Origin of the sequence: Polaromonas aquatica (genome assembly GCF_050626995.1) — a bacterium.
In the GTDB taxonomy this organism is placed as follows: Bacteria; Pseudomonadota; Gammaproteobacteria; order Burkholderiales; family Burkholderiaceae_C; genus Polaromonas; species Polaromonas aquatica_A.
Window position 1 is genome coordinate 4,476,214 of record NZ_CP192467.1, and the last position, 16,835, is coordinate 4,493,048.

Annotated in this window: 16 protein-coding genes; 10 read left to right on the top strand and 6 right to left on the bottom strand. The window is 61.2% G+C overall.

Translation table 11 applies throughout. The features are described 5' to 3' along the window. Nucleotides 1-33: 33 nt before the first annotated feature. Both ACQ4MS_RS21340 and ACQ4MS_RS21345 read right to left on the bottom strand, forming a co-directional pair. Complete coding sequence (locus ACQ4MS_RS21340) at nucleotides 34-531, bottom strand: hemerythrin domain-containing protein (RefSeq protein WP_431096762.1); 498 nt, start codon at nucleotides 529-531, stop codon at nucleotides 34-36. A gap of 220 nt (nucleotides 532-751) precedes the next feature. Then, nucleotides 752-1,675 (bottom strand): LysR family transcriptional regulator, encoded by a 924-nt coding sequence (locus ACQ4MS_RS21345; protein ID WP_431096764.1) that lies wholly within the window; start codon nucleotides 1,673-1,675, stop codon nucleotides 752-754. A 124-nt stretch (nucleotides 1,676-1,799) separates the two neighbouring features. Here ACQ4MS_RS21345 and ACQ4MS_RS21350 point away from each other — a divergent pair, with 124 nt between their 5' ends. The 9 genes from ACQ4MS_RS21350 to ACQ4MS_RS21390 all read left to right on the top strand — a co-directional run bounded on the left by ACQ4MS_RS21350 (nucleotide 1,800) and on the right by ACQ4MS_RS21390 (nucleotide 10,904). Continuing rightward, nucleotides 1,800-2,762, top strand: a complete 963-nt coding sequence (locus ACQ4MS_RS21350) for a Bug family tripartite tricarboxylate transporter substrate binding protein (protein ID WP_431096765.1) — start codon at nucleotides 1,800-1,802, stop codon at nucleotides 2,760-2,762. A gap of 38 nt (nucleotides 2,763-2,800) precedes the next feature. Continuing rightward, a complete protein-coding gene (locus ACQ4MS_RS21355) occupies nucleotides 2,801-3,838 on the top strand; it encodes a 4-hydroxythreonine-4-phosphate dehydrogenase PdxA (protein ID WP_431096766.1) in 1,038 nt (345 codons plus the stop codon). A gap of 55 nt (nucleotides 3,839-3,893) precedes the next feature. After that, a complete protein-coding gene (locus ACQ4MS_RS21360) occupies nucleotides 3,894-5,066 on the top strand; it encodes an L-rhamnonate dehydratase (protein ID WP_431096767.1) in 1,173 nt (390 codons plus the stop codon). Nucleotides 5,067-5,071: 5 nt separating this feature from the next. Further along, on the top strand, nucleotides 5,072-5,989 hold the full coding sequence (locus tag ACQ4MS_RS21365) for a dihydrodipicolinate synthase family protein (protein WP_431096768.1): 918 nt from the start codon (nucleotides 5,072-5,074) through the stop codon (nucleotides 5,987-5,989). A 69-nt stretch (nucleotides 5,990-6,058) separates the two neighbouring features. Further along, on the top strand, nucleotides 6,059-7,003 hold the full coding sequence (locus ACQ4MS_RS21370) for a YncE family protein (protein ID WP_431096770.1): 945 nt from the start codon (nucleotides 6,059-6,061) through the stop codon (nucleotides 7,001-7,003). Between the two features lie 42 nt (nucleotides 7,004-7,045). Continuing rightward, on the top strand, nucleotides 7,046-8,047 hold the full coding sequence (locus tag ACQ4MS_RS21375; RefSeq protein ID WP_431096771.1) for an amidohydrolase family protein: 1,002 nt from the start codon (nucleotides 7,046-7,048) through the stop codon (nucleotides 8,045-8,047). A gap of 19 nt (nucleotides 8,048-8,066) precedes the next feature. Continuing rightward, nucleotides 8,067-9,518 carry an aldehyde dehydrogenase family protein gene (locus ACQ4MS_RS21380; RefSeq protein WP_431096772.1) on the top strand — a complete coding sequence of 484 codons (1,452 nt, stop codon included), beginning with the start codon at nucleotides 8,067-8,069 and terminating at the stop codon, nucleotides 9,516-9,518. A 346-nt stretch (nucleotides 9,519-9,864) separates the two neighbouring features. Next, nucleotides 9,865-10,302: a hypothetical protein gene (locus ACQ4MS_RS21385; protein WP_431096774.1), complete on the top strand. Its 438-nt coding sequence runs from the start codon at nucleotides 9,865-9,867 to the stop codon at nucleotides 10,300-10,302. Beyond that, a complete protein-coding gene (locus ACQ4MS_RS21390; RefSeq protein ID WP_431096775.1) occupies nucleotides 10,299-10,904 on the top strand; it encodes a DUF6151 family protein in 606 nt (201 codons plus the stop codon). The genes ACQ4MS_RS21385 and ACQ4MS_RS21390 overlap by 4 nt, the downstream gene beginning before the upstream one ends. Nucleotides 10,905-11,021: 117 nt before the next feature. On the opposite strand, the gene glmM is transcribed toward ACQ4MS_RS21390, so the two are convergent. The 4 genes from glmM to ACQ4MS_RS21410 all read right to left on the bottom strand — a co-directional run bounded on the left by glmM (nucleotide 11,022) and on the right by ACQ4MS_RS21410 (nucleotide 16,250). Continuing rightward, nucleotides 11,022-12,353 carry a phosphoglucosamine mutase gene (gene glmM / locus ACQ4MS_RS21395; RefSeq protein ID WP_431096776.1) on the bottom strand — a complete coding sequence of 444 codons (1,332 nt, stop codon included), beginning with the start codon at nucleotides 12,351-12,353 and terminating at the stop codon, nucleotides 11,022-11,024. 113 nt (nucleotides 12,354-12,466) lie between these two features. After that, nucleotides 12,467-13,336 (bottom strand): dihydropteroate synthase, encoded by an 870-nt coding sequence (gene folP / locus ACQ4MS_RS21400; protein ID WP_431096778.1) that lies wholly within the window; start codon nucleotides 13,334-13,336, stop codon nucleotides 12,467-12,469. A gap of 102 nt (nucleotides 13,337-13,438) precedes the next feature. Continuing rightward, nucleotides 13,439-15,361 (bottom strand): ATP-dependent zinc metalloprotease FtsH, encoded by a 1,923-nt coding sequence (gene ftsH, locus ACQ4MS_RS21405; RefSeq protein WP_431096779.1) that lies wholly within the window; start codon nucleotides 15,359-15,361, stop codon nucleotides 13,439-13,441. A gap of 130 nt (nucleotides 15,362-15,491) precedes the next feature. Further along, complete coding sequence (locus ACQ4MS_RS21410; RefSeq protein WP_431096781.1) at nucleotides 15,492-16,250, bottom strand: RlmE family RNA methyltransferase; 759 nt, start codon at nucleotides 16,248-16,250, stop codon at nucleotides 15,492-15,494. Between the two features lie 43 nt (nucleotides 16,251-16,293). Between ACQ4MS_RS21410 and ACQ4MS_RS21415 the strand changes: the two genes are divergently transcribed. Continuing rightward, the gene (locus ACQ4MS_RS21415; protein ID WP_431096782.1) at nucleotides 16,294-16,770 is read left to right on the top strand and encodes a YhbY family RNA-binding protein; all 477 of its coding nucleotides are present in this window, start codon (nucleotides 16,294-16,296) and stop codon (nucleotides 16,768-16,770) included. The last annotated feature ends 65 nt before the right edge of the window (nucleotides 16,771-16,835 follow it).

Here is a 16,835-nt window from a genome sequence, read left to right on the forward strand (position 1 = left end):
GCCTTACGCCGCGGCCCTAAAGGCATGCCGTGTTTATGCGGTGTGCTCAAGTGCCTGGCCACCGGAACAGCTCAGGCCACCGCAACCGTGGATGGCGTCCCTGGGCAAGGCTTGCGGCATGCTCACCACACCCGTCAGGGGGTCGTAGCCAATACCGCGCAGATGCAGCGCCAGCGCGGCATCCATCGTTTGTGCATGCTGCGGAAACCACAGCGCGAGTTCCCTTGCCATATGGCGCAAAGACGCGAAATCTCCGGCTTGGGCCAATAGCAAGCCTTCCCGCATGACCTGCAGCACCACCTTGTGCTGTACGGTGTGGCAATTGGAGGATGAAAACCGTGTGTCCAGCATCCACCGATCTTCGCGGCTGAAGTGCTCATCGGTGTGGTCCACCAGCGCCCGCCAGTGGCCCTGCAATACATCATCATCCGCGTTTTCTGCCTGCGCAAGCAACTCGACAAACTCCCGGTGTGTGTCATCCATCAGGGGGAGTCCGAGCACGAGGGCGTCTGACCATTGAAGATTCGGCATGTGTGTGCTTCCAATATTGGCAATACGCCAAGCGTAAGCAATGGCACGACGCAAAAGCTTGATCCAGGTCATGGCGCGTTCATTCACCGCCACACACGCTAGTTTCAATTGCTGTTCTCGCAGGCGTTGGCGCCGTGTTTCGTGGCGGCCGCAATTCATCTGACCTACCAGCCTCGAAATTCCAGGATTTCCCTGCAGAACTTCCATCTGCCTCCGGCGGCTATTTCCGGTGCAGCGCCGCCAGGAAAAACCGCGCCGCATCGCTGAGTGGCCTGTCCTTGCGAATGATGGAGCCGAACGCCTCCATCTTGTGCTGGATCAGGCAGGGCAAGACCTTCAGCAGGCCGTGCCGCGCGTAGTTGTCGGCAATCGACTGCGGCATGACACCGACCATGTCGGTTTCGGCGATCAGGTTGGTCGTCGTGAGGATGGACGCGGTTTCGATCAGGCCCTTGGGCGTAGGCGCCTGCAGCATGCGAAATTCCTGCTCCAGCACCTCGCGCATCGGGCTGCCTTTGGGCTGCAATATCCACGGATAGTCCAGCAGGCTGGCAAACTTCACCACCTTCTTCTGCCCCAGCGGATGGTGCACGCCCGCCACCACGGCCAGCGCCTCGTTTTCAAGCGGGGTGAAGGTGTAGTCGGCCCGGTGCTCGTCGCGGATGCGCCCGATGGCGACATCGAGCACGCCTTCGCGCAGCAGCTCAAACAGCCGGTCGCTGGTGTCCAGCATGACATCGACCGACAGCAGCGGGTAGGTTTTTTTCAGCGTAATGATCGCGTGCGTCAGCAGGTTGGGGGATGGCGCCATGATGCTGCCGACAGACACTCGCCCTGAACTGCCCAGCTGCAGCTCGGCCAGTTCTCGCGTCATGGACTCGACTGAACCGCGCATGCCCCGGAAATAACGCAGCACGCTGGTGCCGGCCGGCGTGAGCTTCTGTCCGCGCCCCACCCGCTCGAACAGGCGCTGGCCCAGCGCCGACTCCAGCTCCTGGATCATTTTGGTGGCGGCCGGCTGCGTCATTCCCAATTCCGCGGAGGCTTTGCGCAAAGTGCCGTGCTCCCCCACGGCCAGGATGAGGGCGACCTGGCGCATGCGCAGGCGGTTGAGCAGCTGGGGAATCAGGGAGGCTGTGGGCATGGCACGTTGGAGTGAATTCAATTGATAACCATAGATTATCAAATAATCATGGATTTTCAATTTACGTTAACTGTCGTTCTCCCTACCATGCAGGCATCGATTCATAACTATGACGGAGACAACGATGAAATATTTGCCTGCCCTGCTTGCCGCGGCTTGCACACTGGCAGCTCACGCGCCCCTGTTTGCCCAGGACTGGCCGGCCAAGCCCGTGCGCATCCTGGTGGGGTCCGCCCCCGGCGGCGGCACTGACGCCATGGCGCGCGCCGTAGCGGACCGGCTCGGGCCGCTGCTCAAGCAGCCTGTGGTGGTGGAAAACCGCCCCGGCGCATCCAACACGCTGGCGGCCGACGTGACGGCCAAATCCAATGATGGCCACACCCTGCTGATGGGTGTTTCGACCGCGCATGCCATCGCGCCGCACCTGCTCAAGCTGGGTTACGACAACAACAAGGACCTGGTGCCCGTGGTCTTTGTCGGCGCGGTACCCAATGTGCTGGTCGTCAACAACGCCCTGCCGGTCGATTCGGTGCAGTCGCTGATCAAGCTGGCCAAGTCAAAACCCGGCCAGCTCAACTACGCCACCAGCGGCTCGGGCAGCACGCAGCACATCGCGGCGGAGCTCTTCAAGGACCAGGCAGGCGTTTTCATCACACACATCCCTTACCGCGGCAGCGGCCCGGCGCTGATCGACCTGGTCGGCGGCCAGGTGCAATTGAGTTTTGACACCATGCCTTCGGTGATCGGCCAGATCAAGAACAACCGCATCAAGGCCCTCGCCGTGGCCAGCGCCAAACGCAACGCGCAACTGCCCAACGTGCCGACCATGGCCGAAGCCGGCCTCAAGGGCGTCGAGATGAGCGCCTGGTACGGTGTCTACATGCCGGCCGCCACACCCAAGGCGGTGCAGGAGCGTGTCTACGCAGAAGTCACCAAGGTGCTGGCCATGCCCGAAACGCAAGCCCGCCTGGGTGCCATCGGTGCGGACCTGACGCCAATGACGCAAGTGCAGTTTTCCCAATTTCATAACGACGAGAACAAGCGCTATGGCGAGCTGATCGCCAAGAAAAACATCAAGCTCGACTGAGCCCAAAAAAATTTGACTTCTCTGAATGGACTGATGTCATGAGCAACACGCCAACGCCCGCACACAAGCCCGTGGTCGCCCTCACCCTGGGCGACGCGGCGGGCATAGGTCCCGAGCTGATTGCCCGGCTGCTGAGCCAGCCCGGCATCACGGCGGAGGCCAACATCGTGCTGGTCGGCGACGCCTGGCTCTGGCAGCAAGGCCAGGCCACGGCCAAACAAGCAGTCGTGATGCAAGCCGTGACCAGCCTGGCCGAAGTGCGCGGCCGCGCCGACACCCGTCTGCCGGCCTTCCTGGCCACCGACACGATTCAGCAGGCGCAGGTGCAGCGCAGCCAGGCGCAGGCTGCTTGCGGCACCGCGGTGCTGCAGGTACTCGACCTCTGTATGGACGGCGCCAAACGCGGCGAGGTCGATGCCATCTGCTTCGCCCCGCTGAACAAGCAGGCGATGAAGCTGGGCGGCCTCAAGCACGAGGACGAACTGCACCACTTTGCCGAATACCTGGGCGTTACCGGCTATTTCTGCGAGTTCAACACCCTGGGCGAGTTGTGGACGGCGCGTGTGTCCTCGCACATCCCACTCAAGGATGCTGCTGCCATGCTCAGCAAGGAACGCATCATGGATGCCACCCGGTTGATCTACACATCCCTGAAGGCCAGCGGCAACATCACTCCCCGCGTGGCGGTGGCAGCCTTCAACCCACACGGCGGCGACGGGGGAGTCTGCGGGAGCGAAGAAATCGACATCATCGAACCGGCCGTGGCAGCACTGCGCGCCAGCGGCGTGCCGGTAGACGGCCCCTTCCCGGCGGACACCATCTTCTTGAAGGCGCGGGACGGCCAGTACCAAGCCATCGTCACCATGTACCACGACCAGGGCCAGATCGCGATCAAGCTCATGGGCTTCAGCAAGGGCGTGACGGTGCAGGGTGGCTTGCCGGTGCCCATCACTACGCCGGCCCACGGTACGGCTTATGACATTGCCGGCAAAGGTATGGCCGACGTCAACGCCACCTTCAATGCTTTCAAAATTGCCCAGCGCATGGGTGCTGCGCGGCTAAAGCCGGCCGCCTGACTCCTTCCCCTTCTTTTCTCTTCCCTTTTTCTTTTCTTCATCGACAGGACCCAGCATGAAAATCAAATCAGTCCGCGCACGCGTGTTCGAATGGAAGGGCAAGACCGTTCCGCCCCAAGGCAACTTCTGCTCCAACGCCATGGACCTCGTTTACTCCAAGACAGAGTCGATGAGCACATTCCGCTTTCACTCATGGACAGTGGTCGAGATTGAAACCGACGACGGCATCATCGGCCTGGGCAATGTCGCGCTGGCGCCGCACATCGCCAAAGCCATCATCGACCAGTACCTCACACCGCTGGTGCTGGGCCAGGACCCCTGGGATTATGAATACCTGTGGCAACGCATGTACCGCAGCACCCACGCCTGGGGCCGCAAGGGCGTGACCATGGCCGCGATCTCAGCGGTGGACCTGGCGATCTGGGACATTTTGGGCAAGTCGGTGAACAAGCCGGTCTTCAAGCTGCTGGGCGGTCGCACCAAGGAAAAAATCCCCTGCTACTACTCCAAGCTCTACCGCACCGACATCAAGGCGATGCAGGACGAAGCGCAGAAGTATCTTGACCAGGGCTTCACCATGTTCAAGTCGCGCTTCGGCTACGGCCCGGCGCACGGCACCAAGGGCGTTTCCGAAAACCTGAAAGCCGTCGAAGCAATCCGCGAAGTCATCGGCTATGACAATGACCTGATGATGGAGTGCTACATGGGCTGGAATCTGGAGTACGCCAAACGCATGCTGCCCAAGCTCGAGAAATTCCAGCCGCGCTGGGTGGAAGAACCTGTGATTGCCGACGACATTGACGGTTACGCGGAGCTCAACCAGCTCACCAGCATCCCGATTTCTGGAGGCGAGCATGAGTTCAGCCTTTACGGCTTCAAGCAACTGCTCGACAAAAAAGCCGTGTCGGTCGTGCAGTACGACACCAACCGCGTGGGCGGCATCACGGCGGCGCACAAGATCAATGCGCTGTGCGAGGCCTACAGCGTGCCGGTGATCCCGCACGCCGGACAGATGCACAACTACCACCTGACCATGAGCACCCTCGCCTCGCCCATGAGCGAGTACTTCCCGATGTTCGACGTGGAAGTCGGCAATGAGCTCTTCTATTACATCTTTGACGGCGAGCCGGTGGCCGAGAACGGTTTCCTGCAGCTCGACGACAACAAGCCCGGCCTGGGTCTGACGATGAAGACGGAGTTTCTCAAAGACTTCAACATCGTCGAGTGACCCGCATGAAAGCAAGATACTCCGGCGTGTTCCCGGTGGTACCCACCACCTTCACCGATGCGGGCGAGCTCGACCTGGAAAGCCAGAAGCGCTGCGTTGACTTCATGATCGATGCGGGCTCTACGGGCCTGTGCATCCTGGCTAATTTTTCGGAGCAGTTTGTGCTGTCCGATGATGAGCGCGAGGTTCTCACCGCCACCATCCTCAAGCACGTGGCAGGCCGCGTGCCGGTGATCGTGACGACCACGCACTTCGGCACCCGGGTGTGCGCCGAACGCAGCCGCCGCGCGCAAGAACTCGGCGCGGCAATGGTCATGGTGATGCCGCCGTATCACGGCGCCACGATCCGCGCCATCGAAGAAAAGATCTACGAATTCTTCGCCACGCTGTCGGCCGCCATCGACATTCCCATCATGATCCAGGACGCGCCTGTCAGCGGTACGACGCTGTCGGCAACCTTCCTGGCGCGCATGGCCAAAGAGATCCGCAATGTCGCCTACTTCAAGATCGAAACGCCGGGTGCAGCATCCAAGCTGCGCGAGTTGATCCGCCTGGGCGGCGACGCGATTGAAGGCCCGTGGGACGGCGAAGAAGCCATCACCCTGCTGCCCGACCTGGAAGCCGGCGCCACCGGTGCGATGACGGGTGGAGGCTACCCGGACGGCATTCGCAGGATCATGGATGCTTGGGTGGCCGGCAGACGGGATGAAGCCATTGCCGAGTACACGCGGTGGTTGCCGCTGATCAACTACGAAAACCGCCAGGGCGGTATCTTGACGGCCAAGGCCTTGATGAAAGAAGGCGGTGTGATCGCCTGCGAGGCTCCGCGCCACCCCTTTCCCACCATGCACCCCGAGGTGCGCAAAGGCCTTCTCGATATGGCCCGGCGGCTGGATCCGATGGTGCTACGCTGGGGTAAGTAGGCGGCCTTTCCGCCTGCGCGCACTCCCTCTCCCCGTTTCCTTTCCGGCTCTCCCATTTTCAGGATCACCATGCCCCTTCGGGAAACACTTTTGCTGGTGCAGAAATGCGCCCATACCTTCAGCTTTTACGACCTGGCCACCGGCCAGGCGGAAGGGCACATCGTCTTGCCCAACTTTCCGCACGAGTTCACGGTGGACCCAGTGCGCCGGCTCGCTTACGTAGGCCACTACGGCATCGAAACCGCCAGCCATCTGGGGGATATGGGTGGGCATTCGGTCTTTGTCATTGACCTGGACAAGCGAGAGCACGTCTCGACACTGAGCCTCTGGCCGTATTACCGGCCGCATGGCTTGACGGTGGATGCCAAGGGCCGCCTGTTCGTGATGTCTGAGGCGCACAACGTGTTGCTGCGGTTTTCAGACCCGGCAAAAGTGCATGTACCGGACCTGGCTGTGTCTTCGGGCGGCTACAAGACGCATCTGTTTGCCCTGACGAGAGATGCACAGACGGCTTATGCGCTGAACCTGCTGTCGAACACAGTTACTAAAATCAAGCCCAACGACCCGACCTTCACACCGGTCGCGATGATGCCCGGCCCCGTGCCTGAAGGCAATGTACTGTCGGCGGATGAATCGCTGCTGTACGTGGCCAACCGGGGCGATGACACCATCGTGGCCGTCGACACGGCCAGCATGAAAGTCGTGGCCTCAGGCAAGACGCGGCGCGACCCTAACCGGGTCTACCGCTTCCAGGGCGCGCAAGGGCAGGACCTGCTGCTCACCACCAACTCGGGCGAGCATTCGCTGTCGGTATTCGGCCTGGACTTGCGGGAGCAGCGCTGCTTCGCCTTGCCCAGCAATCCGCTGGCCTTGTCGTTTCATCCGGTGGACCGGGCGGTTTACATCTCTTTCCAGGACGAGACGGTACGCCGCCTCAGTCTGGACAGCTTTGCATTCGAGCAGGAGATCAGGACGCTGCGCGAGCCCGACTCGTCCTATGTCTGGCGGCATTGATTCAACGAACTCTGGGTGGTCTCTCCCCACGCCGTGAAGAACATGAGCACACCGTCTCCTTTGCCCGCTGAACCTGCGCAAGGTGTGAGGCGCCCCATCGTCGATGCGCACCACCACTTGTGGGACCTGTCGAAAGGCCACTACCCCTGGCTGCAGGAAGCATACGATCCCGAAACCTTTTTTCTGGGCGACTACAGGCCGATCTGCCGGGACTTCCTGGCGGCCGACTACCGTGCCACCGTGGAGCCCTGCGACGTGGTGGCAACCGTGCATGTAGAAGCCGAACGCAGCCGCCTGGAGCAGGTTGCCGAAACCGCATGGTTGCATGAGGTTCACGCCAGGCACGGGTTCCCGAACGCCATCTTGGCGCACGCCTGGTTTGATCGGCCTGACAGCGAGGAGTGCCTGCTTGCGCAGTCGCAGTTTCCGCTGGTGCGCGGCATCCGCAGCAAGCCCGTCACATCTGCCGCAGCGGACCAAAGCGTCAAAGGGCAAGCCGGCACCATGCAACACGAAGACTGGCTGCGCGGCTTCTCATTGCTGGAGAAATATGGCCTGCGGTGGGATTTACGCGTGCCCGCCTGGCACCTGCCCGAGGCGGCTACCGTGGCAGCGATGTTTCCGAAAGTGCCCATCGCCCTGAACCACCACGGCTTTGCCTGGGACCGCAGCGAAGAAGGCCTTAGACGCTGGCGCGGCTGGATGGAAACACTGGCCCGGCAGGAAAATGTGCACGTCAAGCTTTCCGAGTTTGGCCTGCGCGGCCAGCCTTGGGATTGGCACGAAAACGCACGCATCGTTCGGGAAACAGTCGCCATTTTTGGCTGGCAGCGCTGCATGTTCGCCAGCAACTTTCCGGTGGCGGGCCTGCGCATAAACTATCCGGACCTGGTTGGCAGTGTGGCCGGCATGCTGGGCTACCTGCCGGCAAACCAGCAACATGCGATGATGTGCGATAACGCCCTGCGTTTCTATGCGATTGATGTGACGCCGCCTGCGGTAATCCCGCAACCCGTGCGCCCTCTCGCCCCTGATCAACCCTGACTTCTTCTGGAGCCACCTCATGACCACCAAACACGACAACCTCATCGCCGGCCAATGGCTTGCCGGCAACAGCTACAGCCCCAACCTGAACCCCAGCAACCTTGCTGACGTGATTGGCGAGTACACGCAAGCCGATGCAGCCGGCCTGGACGCGGCCGTGCAGGCTGCTCAGGCGGCGTTTCCCGCCTGGTCGACTTCGGGTATCCAGGCCCGCTCGGATGCACTCGACAAAATTGGCACCGAGATCCTCGCACGCCGTGAAGAGTTGGGCACCCTGCTCTCCCGCGAGGAAGGCAAGACCAAAGCCGAAGGCATAGGCGAAGCCACGCGCGCGGGCCATATTTTCAAATTTTTTGCCGGCGAATGCCTGCGCCTGTCGGGCGAGACGATTCCTTCGGTGCGCCCCGGCATCGGGGTGGAAATCACGCGCGAACCCGTGGGCGTCGTCGGTCTGATCACGCCGTGGAACTTCCCGATCGCCATTCCGGCCTGGAAGGTCGCGCCGGCGCTGGCCTTCGGCAACTGCGTGGTCCTGAAGCCAGCCGATCTGGTGCCGGGCAGCGCCTGGGCACTAGCCGAGATCATCTCGCGTTCAGGAATCCCCGCTGGCGTGTTCAACCTGGTGATGGGCCCCGGCCGCGTCATCGGCGATGCGCTGGTCAACCATCCGGGTGTCAATGCCATCAGCTTTACCGGCTCGGTCGGTGTGGGCAGCCGCATTGCAGAGACCTGCGCGAAGAACCTCAAGAAGGTGCAGCTGGAAATGGGCGGCAAGAACCCGCAGGTCATCCTGGACGACGCTGACCTCACCCAGGCCGTGGAACTCAGCGCACAAAGCGCTTTTTATTCCACCGGACAGCGCTGCACGGCGTCAAGCCGCCTCATCGTGACCGAAGGCATTTACCCTGCTTTCGTCAAGGCGCTGCAGGAACGCATGGCCCGCATCAAGGTGGGCGACGCCCTGACGGCCGGGACGGATATTGGCCCGGTTTCTTCACAAGCCCAACTGGAGCAGGATCTAAGCTACATCGCCATCGGTCAGCAGGAAGGCGCAACACTGTCATTCGGCGGTGACCGCGTACGCTGCCACACCGGCAGCGGCGCCGAAGGCTACTTCATGACCCCGGCACTTTTCAGCGAAAGTACCGCCGGCATGCGCATCAACCGCGAAGAAATTTTCGGCCCAGTGGCCAGCATCATCCGCGTGAAGGACTACGAAGCCGCACTGGCCACAGCGAATGACACGCCTTTCGGCCTGTCGGCCGGCATCGCCACCACCAGCCTCAAATACGCCACGCATTTCAAGCGCCACAGCCAGGCCGGCATGGTCATGGTCAACCTGCCGACGGCAGGCGTCGATTACCACGTCCCCTTCGGCGGCCGCAAGGGCTCGAGCTACGGTCCGCGCGAGCAGGGCAAGTATGCGCAGGAGTTTTTCACGACGGTGAAGACGGCGTATACGCTGGCTTGAGATCGGAATGACACAGAGCCCCGGAGGTGCATAGATTTCCCATCGTTCTGGCCTGGGCTTCCCTTGTCTGCGCAATGCTGGCAACTCTTGTCTTCATCGACGGCTACAACGCGAGTTTTCAGTTGCCGACTCACCACGGCCAACCGTAGGACCCGGATTCAGCCAAAGCGCTACCGCCATGTTTGGCGGCGCACTTTTAGGCTGGTGGCTGGCCTGCCTGGGTTCTTTGCTGAGCCTGGCGTCCCTGCCTTTCGGAAAACGCCGCTTGTTAAAGCTGTCGCTTGCAGCTCCGGCCTTGGTGTATTGCGTGGCCCTCTTCCTTCTTGTCAGGTAAGCTCCTGATGAAATGCACGCCCTCCATCACTTCCACCGCCACCTGCCAAAGTCACTTCTCATCCTGACGGCGGCCTACTTCCTCACCAGCCTCGGCCACTTCAGCCACAACGCCGAGTTCATCTGCGAATACCCCAACCTGCCCGTCTGGCTGACCCGCGCGCAGGTCTATGCAGTGTGGGCTGGCATCACGTCGGTTGGTGTGGTTGGCCTGCTGTTCATGCGCAAGAAGTTCGTCGCTACAGGCTTGTTGCTGATGGCCGTATACGCCGCGATGGGCTTTGACGGTTTGGGCCACTATGCATTGGCTCCCATCGAGTTTCACCCCCTGATCGCCAATGTCAGCATTCTTTCGGAAGTGGTTGCTGCTGCGCTGCTGTTGCCAGTGGTGCTATGGCTGTTGACCTTGCATGTATTCCGCCACAAAGCGAGGGAGTCGTCACAGCCATGAACCACCCACTGCGCTGCCAATGCGGCACCCTGCGAGGCTACGTCAGCCATCCTGAAACCGTATGCCGGGGCGTCTGCTACTGCAAAGACTGCCAGGCCTTTGCACACTTCCTGGGCAGGCCGGGCGAGATTCTGGATGAGATGGGCGGATCGGATGTGATAGCCACGCTGCCCCGGCATGTCACCTTCACCCAGGGCACTGAAGTACTCACCTGCATGTCGTTGAGCAGCAGGGGGATGCTGCGTTGGTACGCGAGCTGCTGCAACACACCGGTTGGCAACACGTCCCGCGACTTCAAGGTTTCGCATGTCGGCCTGCTGCACAACTGCCTGCGTGATCCATCGGCCAGCCTGAACGGTGCCTTCGGCCCGGTGCGCATGCGGCTTTGTACGAACAGCGCCAAGGGCAAAGTCGAACCCAGGGCCGTCAGCACTACAGTGTCCATTCTCCGATTCATGGCGATGCTGATACGAACCAGGCTCAATGGTGGCTACAAGATCACCCCCTTCTTCAACGCCGATGAAGGGACACCATGCGTAGTGCCAAGAATACTCACGCCGGACGAACGGACCCGCCTGATGCAGGCTGTCGGGGCCTCGTGATTCGTTTGGTGGCTTGCGGTAGACGCTATGGCGCTATGGGCGCTATGGGCGCTATAGATTTAATAGCTTCTTGCGCTCATTTCTAAAGGGATACAGCAACTTTTCTTTTAAAATTTGTCAAGTCCGCACCGTATCTGCCACACGCTCAGCACAGCTTTTCGCCTGTGCCGCGTCGCGCGCTTCAACCATCACTCGCAATAACGGCTCGGTGCCGCTGGGGCGAATCAGGATGCGGCCAGTGTCACCCAGTTCGCCTTCAACGATTTTGGTCATGTCGGCTAGCTGCTTGCTGGCCTTCCAGTCCTGGCCGGGCTTGAGGCGCACATTGATAAGGGTCTGCGGGAACAGCACAACCTCGCTGAGCAGCTGGGCAATGGTCCTGCCGCTGCGCACGCAAGCCTGAAGCACCTGCAAGGCGCTGATGAGGCCGTCACCGGTGGTGTGCTTGTCGAGTGCCAGCAAGTGACCGGAGCCCTCACCGCCCAGCAGCCAGCCGCGTTTTTCGAGTTCCTCGAGCACGTAGCGGTCCCCGACTTTGGCGCGTACAAATTCGACACCCTTGGCCTTTAACGCTACTTCCACGGCCATATTGGTCATCAGGGTGCCCACAGTGCCGGGTACTTTCTCGCCGCGCGCCAGCCGCTCGTTGACCATCAGGTACAACACTTCGTCGCCGTTGAAAAGCCGGCCTTCGGCGTCCACGATCTGCAGCCGGTCGGCGTCGCCGTCCAGCGCAATGCCGTAGTCCGCTTTGCTGGCCTTGACCTTGGCGATCAGCGCTTCGGGGTGCGTCGCACCGACTTCGTGGTTGATGTTCAAACCATCGGGTGCGCAACCGATGGAAATGACTTCAGCGCCCAGTTCATGAAACACCATCGGCGCAATGTGATAGGCCGCACCGTGGGCGCCGTCGACCACAATCTTCAACCCCCTGAGCGTGAGGTCATTGGCAAAGGTGCTTTTGCAAAATTCGATATAACGGCCTGCGGCGTCGTCGAGGCGGCGGGCCTTGCCCAGGGTGGCGGAATTGGCCCACACTGGCGGCTCGTCGAGGGCAGCCTCCACGGCGAGTTCCCAGGCATCGTCCAGCTTGGTCCCCTGGGCGCTGAAGAATTTGATGCCGTTGTCCGGGTAAGCATTGTGGCTGGCGCTGATGACCACACCCAGGCTGGCGCGCTGCGCCCGCGTGAGGTAGGCCACGCCCGGCGTAGGCAGGGGCCCGAGCAACACCACGTCGACACCGGCGGAGTTAAACCCCGACTCCAGCGCGCTTTCAAGCATGTAGCCCGAGATACGGGTGTCCTTGCCGATCAACACTGTGGGGCGAGACTCGGTTTTTCGCAGCACGCGGCCCACGGCATGCGCCAGGCGCAAAACAAAATCGGGCGTGATGGGCGGTTGCCCTACCGTGCCGCGAATGCCATCGGTGCCGAAGTATTTTCTGGTCATGAACTTATGTCCCCTGTGGAGCTTGTAGGTTTGTAGTTCTGGAAATGTGGCGCTATTTTAGGTCGCGCGGCCCTGCTCTCGTGTCGGTCAAAGCCGTGGAATCTGCTTACGGTCTAAGCGGGTTCCTGGCGTGCGGCGGTCCAGACTTTGAGCGCCTGGACCGTTTCTTTCACGTCATGCACGCGCACAATGCGGGCACCACGGTCCACGGCGAGCAGAGCCGCAGCGACGCTGGGCACCATGCGGTCGGCCACGTCGAGCTGGGCCACGGCGGCCAGCGAAGTGGCGGTGACGGCGGCCAGGGAAGACTTGCGCGACCAGGCCGCCAGCAGCGGGTAGCCGGCGGCCAGGAACGCCTGCTGGCGCGCCAGCAGCGCGAAGTTTTGCGCCACGGTTTTGCCGAATCCCACGCCCACGTCGAGCACGATGCGGGACTTGTGGACACCAGCTGACAGCAGGTCCGCAGCGGCTGCTTCAAGGAAGGCCAGCACCTGCGGCACCACATCACCCTCCATGGGCGCTACCTGCATGGTCTGGGGTTCCCGGTGCATGTGCATCAGGCAGATGCCGCAGTTGGGATGCGCCGCCACGACTTCGGCAGCACCCGGCTTGCGCAGGGCCCAGATGTCGTTGATGACGTCGGCGCCCAGCTCAAGCACTGCCTGCATCACCTCAGGCTTGTAGGTGTCTATCGAAAGCGGCACTCCGAGTTTGACCGCATGGCGCACCACCGGTAACACGCGCGCGAGCTCTTCCTCCAGCGGCACAGGCGGCGCCCCGGGGCGGGTGGATTCGCCGCCTATGTCCAGCATGTCGGCGCCGTCGCGCAGCAGCTTGTCGCAATGCCCAAATACGCTTGAGAAGCTGCCGTCCTGCGTGAAATACTTGCCGCCGTCTGAAAACGAATCAGGCGTGACGTTGACGATCCCCATGACACGGGGCCGTGAGAGATCTATTTGAAAGCGGGAGGTTTGCCAGATCATGGGGTCATCCTCAAAAACGCTGCAACAGGAAATAAAAAAACCGGGGACTGGCCCCGGTTATGGCGACTGCGTGGCAGTCATTGAGTTTTTCAGCGGGCTTTTTCAAGCAACCGTTGGCGCAGGATCGGTACTCACTGCAGGCGTCCCGCCGCTAGGGCCACTTCCGCCACCCACCGAGGAATTGCGCGGCGTCCAGTCCTTCGGCGGGCGTGGCTCCTTGCCGGCCATGATGTCATCCAGCTGGTCGCCGTCAATGGTTTCCCATTCAAGCAAGGCCTTGGCCATGGCATGCATCTTGTCCTGGTTGTCCTCGATCAGCTTGCGCGCCTGGGCGTACTGCTGGTCGATGATGCGGCGCACCTCGGCATCGACCTTTTGCAGGGTCGACTCGCTCATGTTATTGGTCTTGGTGACAGAACGCCCCAAAAACACTTCACCTTCGTTTTCGGCGTACACCATGGGACCCAAGGCCTCGGTCATGCCGTAACGGGTGACCATGTCGCGGGCCAGCGCCGTCGCGCGTTCAAAGTCGTTGCTCGCGCCCGTGGTCATCTGGTTCATGAAAACTTCTTCAGCAATACGGCCACCAAACAGCATGCTGATCTGGCTCAGCATGTATTCGCGGTCATAGCTGTAGCGGTCTTGCGCGGGCAGGCTCATGGTGACACCCAGAGCACGGCCACGCGGGATGATGGTGACTTTGTGGACCGGGTCGCACTTGGGCAACATCTTGCCGATCAGGGCGTGGCCGGACTCGTGATAAGCCGTATTGCGGCGCTCTTCTTCGGGCATCACCATGCTCTTGCGCTCGGGGCCCATCAGGATCTTGTCCTTGGCTTTTTCGAAGTCCTGCATCTCAACGGTGCGCGCGTTGCGGCGCGCGGCCATCAAGGCGGCTTCATTGCACAGGTTAGCCAGATCGGCACCCGACATGCCAGGCGTACCGCGGGCAATGACGCCTGGGCTCACGTCCTGGCCGAGCGGGACCTTGCGCATGTGCACATTCAGGATTTGTTCGCGGCCGCGGATGTCCGGCAGCGTCACATAGACCTGGCGGTCAAAACGACCGGGGCGCAGCAAGGCGGCGTCCAGGATGTCGGGACGGTTGGTGGCTGCCACCACGATCACGCCGACATTGGTTTCAAAGCCGTCCATCTCGACCAGCATCTGGTTCAGGGTCTGCTCGCGTTCATCGTTGCCACCGCCCAAACCGGCACCGCGCTGGCGGCCAACCGCATCAATTTCATCGATGAAGATGATGCAGGGGGCATTTTTCTTGGCGTTGTCGAACATGTCACGCACACGCGATGCGCCCACGCCGACAAACATTTCAACGAAATCGGAGCCGGAAATCGAGAAAAACGGAACCTTGGCTTCGCCGGCAATGCTCTTGGCCAGCAGCGTTTTACCCGTGCCCGGAGGGCCCACCAGCAGCAGGCCGCGTGGAATACGGCCGCCCAGTTTCTGGAATTTGGCAGGGTCTTTCAGGAAATCGACGACTTCCTTGACTTCTTCCTTGGCCTCGTCGCAGCCCGCCACATCGGCAAAAGTCACCGGATTGGTGGACTCGTCGAGCAGGCGCGCTTTGGATTTGCCAAAGCTGAAGGCCCCGCCCTTGCCGCCGCCCTGCATCTGCCGCATGAAATAAATCCACACGCCGATCAGCAGCAGCATGGGTCCCCAGCTGATCAGCAGGGACGTGAGCAGGGAGGTTTCTTCACGGGGCTTGACGTCAAACTTCACGTCATTGGCGATCAGGTCGCCGACCAGTCCGCGATCAAGGTAGGTGGCGGTGGTGCGAACCTTGCGGTCGTCCACAGTGGTGGCCGCGATCTCGGTGCCGCCCTGGCCTTCGGCGATGGTGGCCTGCTTGATGCGTTTGCCGCGCACTTCTTCCAGGAACTCGGAGTAACCCAGGTAGTTGGAGCCGGCGCCGCCGCGTGGATCAAATTGCTTGAATACGGTAAACAGCACCATGGCGATAACCAGCCAGATTGCAATTTTGGAAAACCACTGATTGTTCAAGGACTACTCCGGTATAAGAACAAAAGTCACATGCGCCTGATTTTAGGCGTTTCAAGGGCAAAAACCGCGTAATCCCCTGCCAGCCCCTGGATTGAAGCGGGTTTAGGTGATTTTTGCCACCGCATCGCCCTCATTGTGCAGCCTCGGCACGCCTTTTAAGCCCCCGGCCAATCAGGAAAATCTCGGACGATCCCGGGCGCGAGGCCTTGGGTTTCAGGGGTTTCACCGTCTTGAAGGTATCCTTGAAAAGCTTCACGAGCTGGTCGTATCCGCTGCCGTGAAAAAGCTTCACCACCAATGTGCCGTCCGGTTTCATCCGGTTTTGGGCAAACTCCACGGCCAGCTCGATCAGGTGGGCAATCCGGGCCGCGTCGGCCGACTCAATCCCCGACAGGTTGGGTGCCATGTCGGAGATCACAAGATCCACCCGGATCTGGCCCTCGGGAGTAAACAGGGTTTGCTCCAGCTTCTCCAGCACTTCCGCCTCCCGAAAGTCGCCCTGGATAAAGGTGACTCCCTCGATCGGCTCCATAGGCAGCAGGTCCAGCCCGATGATGCGGCCGTTGAGCTCCCCCGCTGCCGCGCCTGTGGGCGACAGCTTGCGGCGCACATACTGGCTCCAGGCACCGGGCGTGCTGCCCAGGTCGACCACACAGTCGCCCGGCCGGATCAGGCCGAAGGTCTCATCAATTTCCTTCAATTTGTAAGCAGCGCGCGCCCGGTACCCCTCTTTCTGGGCAAGCTTGACGTAGGGATCGTTGATGTGGTCGTGCAGCCACGCCTTGTTGACTTTTTTTCCTTTCGCGCTGGCTTTCGATACGGCTTTGGCGGCGGCTTTCGCATCGGTCTGGGTACCGGGCTTGAAGTCGGTCTTGGCATTTACTTTCATGGGGTCTATTGTCCTCCTCCCGACTCCCCCGATAATTGGGCCTATGGCTCAAATACAACTTACCCCCGCCCAGCGCAAGGATCACCGCGCAGATGCCCATCACCTGAACGCAGTGGTGATGATCGGCTCTGATGGCCTGACCGCTGCCGTCAAGAGAGAAATCGACGCAGCCCTGAACGCGCACGGCCTCATCAAGGTGCGGGTTCAGTCCGACGACCGCGCCGGCCGCGAAGCGATTTTCCAGACCCTGGCGGATGAACTCAACGCCGCTCCCATCCAGCACATCGGCAAGCTGCTGGTGCTGTGGCGTCCCATGCCGGAAAAGGAAAAGAAGGTCAACGAGGACCGCATGCCCGGCCCCCGCGATGTCAAGGTCCTGAAAAACAGCTCCCGCTATGGTCAGCGCCCCGAAGTCAAAACCCTGCGCGTGCTGGGCAATCAGCGCCTCACGCCCGGCGGCACCGTCAAACGCGCCAAAAAACCCCAGCTGAAAAGCCTCAAGAAAAGCGCACAAGGCTGAGTCGCTTCCTGCCCCGGGTAACCACAGGCGGCCCGGGACAATCGCTTCAATAGCGACATTCTTCT

What these genes read in the sequence shown, in the direction of transcription:
- ACQ4MS_RS21340 (WP_431096762.1), bottom strand. Translation starts at nt 531, where the DNA reads ATGCCGAATCTTCAATGGTCAGACGCCCTCGTGCTCGGACTCCCCCTG.
- folP (WP_431096778.1), bottom strand. Translation starts at nt 13,336, where the DNA reads ATGATCTGGCAAACCTCCCGCTTTCAAATAGATCTCTCACGGCCCCGT.
- ACQ4MS_RS21385 (WP_431096774.1), top strand. Translation starts at nt 9,865, where the DNA reads ATGCACGCCCTCCATCACTTCCACCGCCACCTGCCAAAGTCACTTCTC.
- ACQ4MS_RS21415 (WP_431096782.1), top strand. Translation starts at nt 16,294, where the DNA reads ATGGCTCAAATACAACTTACCCCCGCCCAGCGCAAGGATCACCGCGCA.
- ACQ4MS_RS21355 (WP_431096766.1), top strand. Translation starts at nt 2,801, where the DNA reads ATGAGCAACACGCCAACGCCCGCACACAAGCCCGTGGTCGCCCTCACC.
- ACQ4MS_RS21365 (WP_431096768.1), top strand. Translation starts at nt 5,072, where the DNA reads ATGAAAGCAAGATACTCCGGCGTGTTCCCGGTGGTACCCACCACCTTC.
- ACQ4MS_RS21345 (WP_431096764.1), bottom strand. Translation starts at nt 1,675, where the DNA reads ATGCCCACAGCCTCCCTGATTCCCCAGCTGCTCAACCGCCTGCGCATG.
- glmM (WP_431096776.1), bottom strand. Translation starts at nt 12,353, where the DNA reads ATGACCAGAAAATACTTCGGCACCGATGGCATTCGCGGCACGGTAGGG.
- ACQ4MS_RS21370 (WP_431096770.1), top strand. Translation starts at nt 6,059, where the DNA reads ATGCCCCTTCGGGAAACACTTTTGCTGGTGCAGAAATGCGCCCATACC.
- ACQ4MS_RS21390 (WP_431096775.1), top strand. Translation starts at nt 10,299, where the DNA reads ATGAACCACCCACTGCGCTGCCAATGCGGCACCCTGCGAGGCTACGTC.
- ACQ4MS_RS21360 (WP_431096767.1), top strand. Translation starts at nt 3,894, where the DNA reads ATGAAAATCAAATCAGTCCGCGCACGCGTGTTCGAATGGAAGGGCAAG.
- ACQ4MS_RS21350 (WP_431096765.1), top strand. Translation starts at nt 1,800, where the DNA reads ATGAAATATTTGCCTGCCCTGCTTGCCGCGGCTTGCACACTGGCAGCT.
- ACQ4MS_RS21410 (WP_431096781.1), bottom strand. Translation starts at nt 16,250, where the DNA reads ATGAAAGTAAATGCCAAGACCGACTTCAAGCCCGGTACCCAGACCGAT.
- ACQ4MS_RS21380 (WP_431096772.1), top strand. Translation starts at nt 8,067, where the DNA reads ATGACCACCAAACACGACAACCTCATCGCCGGCCAATGGCTTGCCGGC.
- ACQ4MS_RS21375 (WP_431096771.1), top strand. Translation starts at nt 7,046, where the DNA reads ATGAGCACACCGTCTCCTTTGCCCGCTGAACCTGCGCAAGGTGTGAGG.